At 69.6% G+C, this 12,624-nt stretch carries 8 protein-coding genes; 5 read left to right on the top strand and 3 right to left on the bottom strand.

Translation table 11 applies throughout. From position 1 onward, the window contains the following. Nucleotides 1-228: 228 nt before the first annotated feature. Nucleotides 229-1,002 (top strand): maleylpyruvate isomerase family mycothiol-dependent enzyme, encoded by a 774-nt coding sequence (locus U9977_RS15645; RefSeq protein ID WP_322749998.1) that lies wholly within the window; start codon nt 229-231, stop codon nt 1,000-1,002. A 395-nt stretch (nt 1,003-1,397) separates the two neighbouring features. Here U9977_RS15645 and gap read toward each other — a convergent pair whose 3' ends face one another. After that, nucleotides 1,398-2,411: a type I glyceraldehyde-3-phosphate dehydrogenase gene (gap, locus tag U9977_RS15640; protein ID WP_322749997.1), complete on the bottom strand. Its 1,014-nt coding sequence runs from the start codon at nt 2,409-2,411 to the stop codon at nt 1,398-1,400. A gap of 185 nt (nt 2,412-2,596) precedes the next feature. Here gap and U9977_RS15635 point away from each other — a divergent pair, with 185 nt between their 5' ends. Further along, complete coding sequence (locus U9977_RS15635; protein ID WP_322749996.1) at nt 2,597-3,133, top strand: CGNR zinc finger domain-containing protein; 537 nt, start codon at nt 2,597-2,599, stop codon at nt 3,131-3,133. Between the two features lie 66 nt (nt 3,134-3,199). Here U9977_RS15635 and U9977_RS15630 read toward each other — a convergent pair whose 3' ends face one another. Further along, nucleotides 3,200-3,442: a cupin domain-containing protein gene (locus U9977_RS15630; protein ID WP_322749995.1), complete on the bottom strand. Its 243-nt coding sequence runs from the start codon at nt 3,440-3,442 to the stop codon at nt 3,200-3,202. A gap of 264 nt (nt 3,443-3,706) precedes the next feature. On the opposite strand from U9977_RS15630, the gene U9977_RS15625 reads away from it, so the two are divergent. Next, nucleotides 3,707-5,140, top strand: coding sequence for a cytochrome P450 (locus U9977_RS15625; RefSeq protein WP_322749994.1), 1,434 nt, complete (start codon nt 3,707-3,709; stop codon nt 5,138-5,140). 89 nt (nt 5,141-5,229) lie between these two features. Here U9977_RS15625 and U9977_RS15620 read toward each other — a convergent pair whose 3' ends face one another. Continuing rightward, nucleotides 5,230-5,907 (bottom strand): TetR/AcrR family transcriptional regulator, encoded by a 678-nt coding sequence (locus U9977_RS15620; protein ID WP_322749993.1) that lies wholly within the window; start codon nt 5,905-5,907, stop codon nt 5,230-5,232. Nucleotides 5,908-5,933: 26 nt separating this feature from the next. Here U9977_RS15620 and U9977_RS15615 point away from each other — a divergent pair, with 26 nt between their 5' ends. Both U9977_RS15615 and U9977_RS15610 read left to right on the top strand, forming a co-directional pair. Beyond that, complete coding sequence (locus U9977_RS15615) at nt 5,934-7,499, top strand: MFS transporter (protein ID WP_322749992.1); 1,566 nt, start codon at nt 5,934-5,936, stop codon at nt 7,497-7,499. A 135-nt stretch (nt 7,500-7,634) separates the two neighbouring features. Continuing rightward, a complete protein-coding gene (locus U9977_RS15610) occupies nt 7,635-12,437 on the top strand; it encodes a TIR domain-containing protein (RefSeq protein ID WP_322749991.1) in 4,803 nt (1,600 codons plus the stop codon). The last annotated feature ends 187 nt before the right edge of the window (nt 12,438-12,624 follow it).

Raw genomic sequence — 12,624 nt, 5'->3', positions numbered from 1 at the left:
ACAACGTCAGCTACACGATCGACATCATGCCGTCGGATCTACCCAAAGCGGACTAATCGGCGTTCATTTTAGGGCAGTGACCCATGCGACCATGCTCACACCACGAGTGCCCTCCCGGCGCCCGCGCCAAGCTCGTCCACGTCGCCAAGGAGCCGCCACCGGGTGGGGGTGTCCTCGGGCCCCACGACCCCGGCCGGTCCCCGATCAGCCGACTCCACCGGAGGAAAAGTGACATCAGAGGCACAGTCCGCGATCACCGCTGTCCGCCGCTCACACGAGCGGTTGCAAGCCGTCGTCGAGCCCCTCGCCGCCGACCAGCTCCGTGGTCGCTCCTATGCCACCGACTGGACGATCGCCCAGGTGCTGTCCCACCTCGGCTCAGGCGCCCAGATCAGCGCACTCGTGCTGGACGCCGCGCTCGCCGGCCGTCCCGCCCCGGACCCGACCATCTTCGCCGACATCTGGGCCACCTGGAACGCCAAGACACCCGACCAGCAGGCCAGCGACGCCCTACCCGCCGACCGGGTGCTGGTCGAGGCATACGAGGCGTTGGACGTCGACCAGCACCGGCAGCTGCGCGTTACGTTCGGCCCGATGGAGCTCGATGCCGCCGGCATGGCGCGGCTGCGCCTCGGCGAGCATGCCGTGCACACCTGGGATGTCGCGGTCGCGCTCGATCCGGCAGCGACCGTGGACGGGGTGGCCGTCGGCGAGCTCATCGACGGGCTCGGCATGCTCGTGGGCTTCGTCGCGAAACCGACCGGTAAGTCCATCCGCCTGCGGGTCACCACCCACGATCCCGAGCGGGAGATCGTCCTCGACGTCGACGACTCCGTGCAGCTGGCTGGATGGGACGGCCACGAGCAACTGCCGCGACTTGCGCTGCCCGCCGAGGCGTTCCTGCGCCTGGTGTACGGCCGCCTTGACCCTGACCACACCCCGCCGACGCAGGCCGACGGCGTGGATCTCGACCAGCTGCGCATGGTTTTTCCCGGCTTCTAAGAGCGCCGTCGCCGGCGCAGCAGACGGCTGCTCCGGCGAACTCGGCGGCGAGCTCTTCAGTGTGGTGAACACCCTGAACAGCACCCGGGGTGAACCGGCGCTGCCGGTCTACACGGGCATGATAATCGGATATCTGATCATTATCATTCCCGCCGGCCTGCTGATGCTGATGCTGATGCTGATGCTGGGCAGACTCTCAGAATACAGATTGCCCGTCAGAAACCGTCCCCAGGGGTCGCACTTCCCATCATTAAGCGGACTTCCGGTTTTTGATGTTGATTGTGCCATTGTCGGGTCCAGGTCTACTGGTGGGCGAGGGTGGAGTGCGCAGAGGCGCGTCACCCCCTGCCGACGTGGTCAGCGAGCGGCGTTCGTACGCCCGGCACGGCCTGTCATCAGCCGCGGCGGCCGGTGCCGACCAACAATGCAGTGTCGACAAGACGATTGGAGAAGCCCGACTCGTTGTCGTACCAGCCTGCAATCTTCACATGTCGACCGCCAACAACCTTCGTAAGGCCCGCGTCGAAGATGCAGGACGCCGGATTACCGACGATGTCGCTGGAGACGATCGGCTCTTCGGCGTAGGCCAGGATCCCGGCCAGGGAGCCGTCCGCGGCCGACGCGAATGCCGCGTTAATCTCCTCCACCGTGGTTTCTCTGGATATATCCACGGTGAAGTCGGTGATCGAGCCGACGGGCACGGGCACGCGCAGCGAGTAGCCGTCCAGCTTGCCTTTGAGCCGCGGCAGCACCAGGCCGATCGCCTTCGCCGCACCGGTCGTGGTTGGCACGAGGTTGATCCCGGCGGCACGGGCCCGGCGCAGGTCGCGGTGGGGTCCGTCCTGGATGTTCTGGTCCTGTGTGTAGGCGTGGACGGTGGTCATCGACCCGCGCTCGATACCGAACGAATCGTCGAGCACCTTTGCCAGCGGCGCCAGACAGTTCGTGGTGCAGGACGCGTTGGAGACGACGCTGTGCGCGGCTGGGTCATACTGGTCGTCGTTGATGCCGTACGCAAGGGTAATGTCCTCGTTCTTGGCGGGAGCCGAGATGACGACCTTTTTTGCGCCGACCTCGATATGCGCCCGCGCCTTGACAGCGTCCGTGAACACACCGGTCGATTCGATGACAACGTCCACGCCGAGCTCAGCCCAGGGAAGGCTTGCGGGGTTGCGTTCGGCGAGTACGGCAATCTTGCGGCCGTCGACAACAATTGTGTCGTCATCCACTGACACCTCTGCGCGCAGTAGACCCAGGGTGCTGTCATACTTGAGCAGGTGGGCCAGAGTCCGCGCGTCGGTCAGGTCGTTGACGGCTATGACCTCGACGTCGACACGACGGTCGAGCACGGCACGCAGGAAGCAACGACCGATTCGGCCAAAACCGTTGATACCTACCTTGACTGCCATCTCAGGACTCCCGTCATCCTCTAACCATCATCAACACAGCCGGACGCGACAAACCCGGACAGGCGTCAACACCGGACCGCCCGGCCCCGCGATCGGTGCGGTGACCCATATCCAAGTAACCATCCAGTACGGTTAGCAACCTAGCAGACTCTCGCGGAACCTGTCGATGTGGTTAGCCTGATAAAATGACATTCGCCTTCGTCAGCGGGAACGTGGCCTTGGATCTCGCAGGTACTGTGCAGCACCGGCGAGCCGACGCACGGGACCTTCTCGCCGCGCCGGATGACCTGGCCTGCTGGATCGTCGAGGCCGGGCTCGTCGACGAGCGGCCGCCGGTCGACGCCGACGGACTCGTGCGCGCCGTGCGCCTACGCGAAGCGATCTATCGGTTGGCCTGCGTGGCCCGCGATCACGCCCCCTACGACGCCGCCGACCGCGCCCTACTCAACGCCGCCGCAGCGGCGATGCCGGTGCAAGTGCAGCTGGCTGCGGACGGATCGGCGTCGCGCGACGGCGACCTGGACGCCGTGCTGTCCACTGTGTCCCGCGCGGCAGCCGAGCTGCTGACCGGCCCGCTCGCACATGCCGTCAAGGAGTGCGCCGCCGACGAGTGCACCCGGCTCTATACGGACACCTCGCGCCACGGTTCCCGACGCTGGTGTGACATGCGCTGGTGCGGCAATCGCGCCAAGGCCGCGACATTCCGCTCCCGGCGCTCCTGAAGACACCAACGGCTTGAGCCCGGTGGCTGGTGGCGCGGCACCACGATGTCCGGTGATGCACTGTCGTCACGCTGGACGGACCGGTTGCTCCCACACGACCAGCCCGACACAACCACGTGGGCTACGCGGCGCGTGCATGCTCCCTGGCGGCATGACGAGCAGGCTGTTCGCCGGGTATGTGCCGTCATCGGTCTCCAACTCGCCACTCAGTACGTAGATCAGCTCATAGCCGGGGTGCCGGTGGGGCATCGCGGTCGCGCCCGGCCGGTATTGCATGATGGCGCCAGCCGGGGTCAACGAAACAGACATTGATGCTCGCGAACAGGAGACAGCGGTGTGATCTGCCGGCTCCGTCCCCTGGTCCCAGGTGACCGACTTCACCCGCTGGTTCGGCAGGCCGTTCGCCGACTCGATCAGCGCGCTCCGCATGGGCGGCGGAGTTTTCCAGACTCGATTCCCAAGGCGCTCACACGGGATTCGTATGTTTGCGCTGTCTCCTTGTCTCATGGCGGCGTACCCGGTGGAGCTGCACGCGCCGGCGGCCCCGTCGCTCGATCACCGGAGGAGGTTTCGATGACCGTCACACCCACGTTCGCGCACACGCCGAACGCGGCACCGAAAGGTGCCGACCAGGTGCCCGGTCCGGGAGGCGGACCGCTCGCATCGGTACGGATGCTGCGCTCCGACCCCCTGGCAGGTCTCACCCGGCTGCGTCGCACCTACGGACCGGTCGTCCGCATCGCCTCCCGGCCGATGTCGGCGTTCCTCGTCGCCGACCCGGCCGCGATCGCCGACGGACTGGTCGGGTCGAACCGGACGCACGCCAAGGGCGCCGTCCGGCGCGGCCTCGGTTCCAGGGAGACGGTCATCCAGCCACTCACGCTGCTGCTCGGCCAGGGGTTGTTGACCAGCGCGGGTGACGTCCACCGCCGGCAGCGCCGACTCATGCAGCCGTTGTTCCACCACCAGCGCATCGCCGGCTACAGCGAGACGTTCGCCGCGGTCGCCGACGCCACCGCTGGCACCTGGGGCCACGGCCAGCACCTCGACGTCCACGCCGAGATGACCGAGATGACGCTCGCGATCGTAGCCCGCACCCTGTTCGACGTCGACCTCGACAGCGAGGTCATCGAGGTCGTCCGCACGGCGTTGACCGAGAACATGGCTGCCGCCGGACGGGCCCGGTTGCCCGGGTTCGAGATGCTCGAGCGGCTTCCCCTGCCCGCAGCCCGACGCCGGCGCGATGCCCGCGCAGCACTCGACCGGGTCGTCTATGCGCTGATCGAGCGCCGCCGCGCCGCCGGCGCAGACGGCGACGACCTGCTGTCGCTGCTGCTGTCCACCCGGGACGCCGACACCGGCGTGGGCATGGCCGACGAGGAGGTGCGCGATGAGGCCCTCACCATCCTTCTCGCCGGGCACGAGACGACCGCTAATGCCCTGAGCTGGACCTTCCACCTGCTCGGACGCGACCGGACGGTCGCGGCCCGGATGCACGCCGAACTCGACGAGGTACTGGGCGACCGCCGGCCGACGATGGCGGACATTGCGCGCCTGCCCTACACCGACGCCGTGCTGCGCGAGTCGATGCGGCTCTATCCGCCGGTCTGGACGATGGGCCGTCACCTCACCGTGGACCGCGAGGTCGGCGGCTACCTACTGCCCGCGGGCTCGACGTTGCTGTTCAGCCAATGGGTCGTGCACCGCGATGAAACCTGGTGGCCCGACCCGGAGCGTTTCGACCCGACCCGCTGGCTCGTCGACGCAACCATCGGCGTCGGCGCAGCCCCGCCCGGCCAGCCGCGTTACTCCTACTTCCCGTTCGGCGGTGGTCCCCGCCAGTGCATCGGCAACACCTTCGCCCACTTCGAGGGAGTGCTCGCATTGGCCGCGATCGCCCGCCGATGGTCGTTCGAGCCGGACCCGGATGTCGAGATCGTCCCCCTGCCGCAGGTGACCCTGCGTCCCCGCGACGGCCTGCCGATGACCGCACACCGCCGACGCTGACCGAGCCCTACCCGCCACCACAGACCCTGACCGGCCCGGAAGTGCCAGCCATTAAAGATCATAATCCGGTCAGATTCGGTCAGATTCCGTTAGATTCCGCGGGCGACGAAGTCGAGGACGACCCGAAGTGCCTGATCACGTTCAGTGGCGGGGATGTCGCGCAACGGCCCGTCGTTGAGCAGCGTCGACAGGCCGTGCACGGCCGACCAGGCGGCGTACTCGGCCCTGGGACGGCGTTCGGGCGGGATCGCGCCGACCTCGACCAGCTCGTCGAGCCGGGCGCAGAGCAGTTCGTACGGGCCGACTCCGCTGGCACCCACTCCTTCGCCGGGCCCGAAGGAATGCATGGTGCGCGGCACGGCGAACGCCGTCCGGAACCAGCCGGGTTCAGTGGTGGCGAACTCCACGTAGGCCCGCCCGAGCGCATCGAACCGAGCCCAGGCGGCCGCCAGCGGGTCGGGGTCCGCGGGCAGGGCCGCAACGCGCTGCTCCATGAGCAGCGCCAGACTGCTCATGGAGCGTTCGCAGACGGCGCGCAGCAACTCGTCCCGGTCGGCGAAGTGCCGGTACGCCGCGTTGTTCGAGACCCCGGCGGCGCGACTGGCCGCCCGCAGGACCACCGCCTCGGGGCCTCCGCCCCGGGCCAGCGCGACACCGGCGTCGACGAGCGCCTCCCGCAATCGGCCGTGGTGGTACGGGCGCGAGGAATCGGCAGCCAGCATGTTGACAGTGTCTACTTCACGTGCCACCCTCGTCAATGTTGTCACCGTCAACTTCAGGAGACGTGGTCCCGATGCCTCCCATGAGCTCCCGCCGCCGGCTCGCGGTCCTCGCGACCGTCTGCCTGGCCGTGTTCGCCATCAACCTCGACACCACGATCGTCAACGTCGCCCTGCCCGACATGGCCCGTCAGCTCGGCGCAACCACCCGCGACCTGCAGTGGATCGTCGACGGGTACAACCTGGCCTTCGCCGCGCTCGTGCTCACCGGCGGGTCGATCGGCGACCGGTTCGGCCGTCGCCCGGTGCTGCTCGGCGGGCTCGCCGGTTTCGCGGTCGCCAGCGGGATCGGGGCGCTGTGCACCGGAGCCGGCGCGCTGGTCGCGGTGCGCTTCGTCATGGGCGCGTTCGCCGCACTCATCTACCCGACAACACTGTCGATCATCACCAATGCCTACCCCGACCGCGCCGAGCGCGCCAAGGCGATCGGCGTGTGGGGCGCGGTCACCGGCCTCGGGGTCGCCGTCGGTCCGGTCACCGGCGGACTCATCCTCGCCCACGCCTGGTGGGGCGGGGTGTTCCTCGCGCTCATCCCGGTCGCGCTGGTCGCGGCAGCCCTCGCCGTCGTGCTCGTGCCCGAGTCCCGCGACCCGCACGCGGCCCGGCTCGACCTGCCCGGTCTGGCCACCTCGTCCGCCGGCATCGGACTGCTCGTCTACACGATCATCGAAGGGCCGCACCGCGGCTGGACGTCGCCATGGTCGATCGTCGGCTTCGCCGCCACCGCGATCATCGCCGCCACGTTCGTCACCGTCGAGCGGCGCCGCGTCGACCCCATGCTCGACGTGAGCCTGTTCCGTACGCCGGCCTTCTCCGCCGCGAGCGGCGCGGTGACCGTCGCGTTCTTCGCGCTCTTCGGCTTCATCTTCCTGATCACCCAGTACTTCCAGTTCATCCGCGGCTACAGCACCATCTCGACAGGCGTGCGGATCCTGCCGGTGGCCATCACCATCGCGATCGGGTCGGTGCTCGGCGCGGCGCTGACCGGCCGGCTCGGCACCCGCATCATCGTCGTCACCGGGTTGCTGATGTTCGGCACGGCGTTCGCCTGGATCGCGGTGTCCGCGACCTACGAGTCCTACCTGCAGATCGCCGCGCAGATGGTCATCATGGGCACCGGCCTCGGCCTGACCACCGCCCCGGCCACCGAGTCGATCCTCAGCGTGCTTCCGGCGGCGAAGGCCGGTGTCGGGTCCGCCGTCAACGACGCCACCCGGGAGGCCGGCGGCACCCTCGGCGTCGCCGTCATCGGCAGCGTCTTCACCTCGATCTACGTCCACCATCTCGCCGGGACGACCGTCGCCGCGCTGCCCCGCGACGTGGCGATCGCCGCCCGCGACTCCGTCGGCGCGGCGATCACGACAGCCGCCAACGCCGCACCCGCACTGAGCCACCAGCTCGTCACCGACGTCAACGCGTCGTTCATGAGCGGCCTGCACATCGCCTGCCTGGTCGCCGCCGGCGTGTGCTGGCTCGGCGCCGTCGGCGCCCTCGCCCTGCCCGGCCGCCGCGACATGCGGACGCCGCAGCCCGAACCAACCGTGGTCACGGCCGCCCCCGAGCCGGCGGCGGCCGGCTGAAACACACCGCTCCGCAGAATTTCGGGACAAGAGCGACCCGGGTACGACGGATTCGACGCGCCCGGGTCGGTTGGCGGTGGCGGTGAATATGGCGGTGGCGGTGGCGGTGGCGGTGAATGTGGGAGCATCCGTGACGTGGTCAACGGAGACGACGCACGGCTGCCCACGGTCTTTGTCAGCTACACACAGGCCGATCGAACGTGGGCCGAGTGGATCGCCTGGGAACTCGACGGCGCCGGGTATGACGTACGGATTCAGGCGTGGCATTCAGCGCCGAGCACGAACTGGGCGGCATGGATGCAGCGGACCGTCAACGAGGCCGACCACACGCTGGTCGTGTTGTCACCGGACGCGCTTCGTTCGGATTATGTCGAGGCGGAGTGGCAGGCCGCTTTCCGGGATGACCCGCTGGGACGTCGGCGGCGCCTGATCCCGGTCCGCGTGGCGCCGCTTGAACGTCCCGGACTGCTCGGCGGCTACACATGGATCGATCTTGTCGGCCTGTCGGAGGACCCGGCCCGAGCCGCATTGTTGAGCGGGGTCCGGGCTGCGCACACCGATGGTGTCCGTCCTGCGCAGCAGCCGGCCTATCCGGGTGGCTCACACCCGGGTGGCTCACACCCGGGAGGATCGCATCCGGATGGTGGCACGGTCGGGGAGGCGCCGGCATTTCCGGGCGGGCAGTACCGGTCGGCGACGGCGCGCTTTCTCGACATCGTCGAGCAGGCCTGCGGCGACAGGTATCCAGGTGCGATCATACGGCGGGTTGCGCAGGACGATCCCGTTGCGGCCCATCTGTTCGTCACCCGGGAGGAGTCGGGATTCGTGCGGCGGTGGCCGGTGGGGATCGCGCCGGCCGGCCTGGACGGAACGACCTTCGACCAGTTTGTCGAACGGGTACACGAACAGTATGAGGAACGTGATCCCGAGGTCGAGTCCGAGCTGGTCCACGGCGGGGAGGTCACCGACGCGGCGCTGGTACGGCGGGCCCGACGCCGTGGCGTCCTGGTCCGCAGCGTGCCCGAGTTCCAGCAGCTGTGGGATCCGCGCCGATACCTGCGCCGCCAGGCCGTCCGGCTGGAGGACGACGTTCGCTACCGGCCGTCGCTGTACGTGCCGCAACGCTATGTCCGGCTGGACCCGGCCGGCTCCCCCGACCCGGACGACAACGTCTTCGATGCGATGGTGGACTGGCTGGACGCCGAGTCGGCCCGGCTGATCCTCGTGCTGGGAAACTTCGGTCACGGCAAGACGTTCCTGTTACGGGAGCTTGCCCGTCGGCTCCCGAGAATCCTGCCGAATCTGGTACCGGTATTCATCGAACTGCGGGCACTGGAGAAGAACCACAGCCTGGACGCGCTGTTGGCCCAGCATCTGGCGGTGGCCGGCGAGGAGTCCATCGACATCCGCGCGGTGCGCCGGATGCTGGCACGCGGGCAGCTGGTGTTGCTGTTCGACGGCTTCGACGAGCTGGCGATACAGGTCACCTACGATCGGGCCGCCGAACACCTGCGGACGATTCTCACCGCGGTGACCGGGCGAGCCAAGGTCGTGCTGAGCAGCCGGACCCAGCATTTCGCCTCGGACACCCAGTGGCGCACCACCCTCGGCGACGAAGTCCACCTGGTCGCGGGCAGCAGGCTGGTCGAGCTCGGCGATTTCGCGGACAACCAGATCCGCGACTTCCTCAGCCGTCTCTACGGCGGGGATACCAGCGCCGCCGACCGTCGCCTCGAGCTGATCCGTGACATCAAAGATCTTCTCGGGCTTTCCCGCAACCCCCGCATGCTGTCCTTCATCGCAGACCTGGACGAGGACGAACTGCGCGCGGTGCGGGCCGCCGGGGGCGGAATCAGCTCCGCGGACCTGTACGAGAATCTGATCGCGCGATGGCTGCGTTTCGAGGTGAACCGGCGGCGTCCGACGCTGGGGGCCATACCCGGGCTGGACGTCGACCAGATCCGCCGGGCGGTGACCGCGCTCGCCCTGCAGCTGTGGCGTGGCGCCGAGCGGGACATGGACCTCAGCCGGTTGGAGGAGACCGCCCGGCTGGCCCTGGCCGACATGGCCCGCGGCCGGCTCGACCCGGCACAGGCGGTACACGAGATCGGCGCGGGCAGCCTGCTGGTCCGCGGCGACGAGGACCGGTTCGGGTTCGTCCACTCGTCGGTGATGGAATATCTCGTCGCGCTGGAAATCGCCCGGCTGCTGCACGACGGTGAACCGGTGACCGGTCTGCTCGCGAGCCGCGACATGTCGGCGCTGATGGCCGACTTTCTCTGCGGCGCGGCCGGCCGGACCGAAGCCGAGAACTGGGCCCGGACGGTCTACGAGGACCCGGCCGCGACCGACGCCGCCAGGGCCAACGCACTGGCGGTCACCCGGCGGCTACAGATCCGCAGCATCCGCGTCCGCCTGGCCGGGCAGGACCTGCGTGGCAAGGACGACGAGCTCTCCGGCCTCGACCTGCGGTTCGCGGACCTCTCCGGCGCCGACCTGACCGGCGTGCGGCTCCATGACGCCGATCTGACCGGCGCGAACCTGACCGGTGCCCGGCTGGTCGACGCCGTGCTGCATTCCGTCGTCCTGAACCGGGCTGATCTCTGCGGTGCAGATCTGACCGGCGCGCGTCTGATCAAGGGCGCTATGCACGGCGCCGCGCTCGAGCGGAGCAGGTGGCGCCGGGCCGCTCTACTGGGTGTCGAGATCGACGCGTCGACACTGGCCAGACCCGAGCTCGCCGAGGTCGCCGTCGCCGGCCGCGACCCGGTACGGGTGGTGCTCAGGCCGCCCGGGGCACAGATCCGGGCGGTCGTGTTCAGCCCGTCCACAACGCTGCTCGCCGCCGCGTGGGGCCCGGTCATCGCGATGATCGAACCCTGGACCGGCCGGGTGGTGCGCACCCTGACCGGGCACGTGGGCGAGGTGCGTTCGGTGGCGTTCAGCCCGGACGGCACCGTGGTGGCCTCGGGATCCGCCGACGGGACCATCCACCTGTGGGATGCCCTCGCCGATGACGCGCGGGTCGTCCGGCGCATCGACGCCGGCGCCGGCGAGGTGCGCTCGGTGGCGTTCAGCCCGGACGGCACCGTGGTGGCCTCGGGCTCCGCCGACGGGACCATCCACCTGTGGAACGCCGCCACGGGCGAGGCGCAGTTCACCACACAGGGGCACACCGGCGGGGTCGGATCGGTCGCGGTCAGTCCGGACGGCACCCTGCTCGCGTCCGGTGGCGCGGATCAGATCGTCCGGATCTGGGACACGGCCACCGGTGAGGTCCGCCACGCCATGGCGGGCCACGCAGGCTGGGTGGAGTCAGTGGCGTTCAGCCCGGACGGCAGGCAACTGGCAACGGGTGGATTCCGACTGATCCGTCTGTGGGACGTCACCACCGGCGAGCAGACCGGCGTGCTGCCGGGCCATGCCGGCGGCGTCTGGTCGGTGGTCTTCAGCCCGGACGCCGCGACGGTCGCCTCCGGCGGTGCCGATGACTCCGTGCGGCTGTGGCGGCTGACCACCCAACGGCACGGAATCCTGGCCGGGCACGGGCATTCCGCCCGGGTCTGGTCGGTGGCCTTCAGTCCGGACGGCACCCTGCTGGCGTCCGGTGGTGCGGACGGGACCGTCCGCGTCTCCGAAGTCGCCACCGGCCGCCGGCTGAGCTCCCTGCACGCCCCGGCGGGACCTGGCGCATCGGCGGCGCTCAGCCCGGACGGCACGCTGCTGGCAGCGGGCGGCGCCGGTCCGGCCCTGCGGGTGTGGGAGGTCGCGACCGGTCGGCAGCTCGGCGCCCTCGCCGGGCCGCCCGGCGGGTCCAGCGGGCGGATGCGCAGCGTCGGCCCGGTCGCCTTCAGCCCGGACGGGAGGCTGCTCGCCGGTGGCGAGGCGGCGGATCCTCGCGCGGACGGGTCTGTCCGGCTGTGGGATGCCACGACCGGTCGTCCGCTCGCCGTCCTGCCCGGTCACGACCGTGGACTCGCCGCGGTGGTCTTCAGTCCCGACGGCCGCTGGCTCGCGTCCCGCGACGGACGGGGCCGGCTGCGCCTGTGGGACGTGACAGACCCCGGCAGCGCCATCGAAAAATCCCAGCTCGCGCCGCCGGACTGCCAGGGCATCCACGGTCCGGTCGCCTTCACCCCGGCCGGCCACCTGCTTGCGGCGACCGGTGACGGATCAATATTGCGGTGGGATGTGGCCGCGGGCCGGGAGCTGGCGCGACTGCCGGGAGACGGCGCTGCCATCCGCACCCTGGCCGTTCACGTGGACGGGGGGCTGCTCGCCGCCTCCGACGGTGACCGGATACGGCTGTGGGATCTCCCCTCGGCCCGGAGCGTCAAACTGATCGGCATCGACCCCGGGATGGACTCCGGTCCGACCGGCCTGGTCCGCTCGGTGGCGCTGCGCCCGGACGGCACGCTGCTGGCGTCCGGTGGTGCGGACGGAACGATCCGGCTGCACGAACCGGCCACGGGCCTGTCCGTGTCCCGTCTCGGCGGCCATGTCGGCGCGGTCCACACAGTTGCCTTCACCCCGAATGGCGCGCTGCTCGTCTCCGCAGGCGCGGACGGGACGGTTCGGCTGTGGGATGTCCGGTCCGCCCGCCCCCTCTCGACCATGCTCGGCCTGGGTGAAGGCGGCTGGTGTCTTGTGCTGCCCGACGGCGGGTACCAGCTGGCCGGCAACCTCGCGGACGCATTCTGGTGGGTGCTGCGTGACTGTGCGTTCGGTCCGGGCGAGCTGGACGGTGTTCATACCGGCGTCCGACGCCTTGGTGACCGCGAGCAGCCTCCCGGGCTCACCGCCTACCCGAGAGTTTCCGGGACGGTTCTCGGAATCCCGATCGGTGGCGTCGGCGCCGACCGGAATTCCGACTCCAGCGCCGGACCCGCCGAGCCGCCGAGTGCGGGCCGGCGCCCATGGCGACGCCGGCCCCGGTAATTCCGGGCTGTACTCGCTACTTCAGGGAGATCGACTTATCGAGGAACTGGTTGGTCACCAGGTCCGCCGGGGCCAGCCCCGCCTTCGGCTCGGTGCCTTTGGCCTTGAAGACCGGTGTAAGCCGGCCGATCAGCCCCTGGACGCGCGCGGTGTCGAAGCTGCCCAGCACCCCGTCACTACCATTGGC

The sequence above is a fragment of the Protofrankia sp. Cas8 genome (assembly GCF_963555845.1).
Lineage (GTDB): Bacteria > Actinomycetota > Actinomycetes > Frankiales > Frankiaceae > Protofrankia.
Note: the sequence above shows the minus strand (reverse complement) of the source record. Positions and strands in the feature narration are given on the sequence as shown.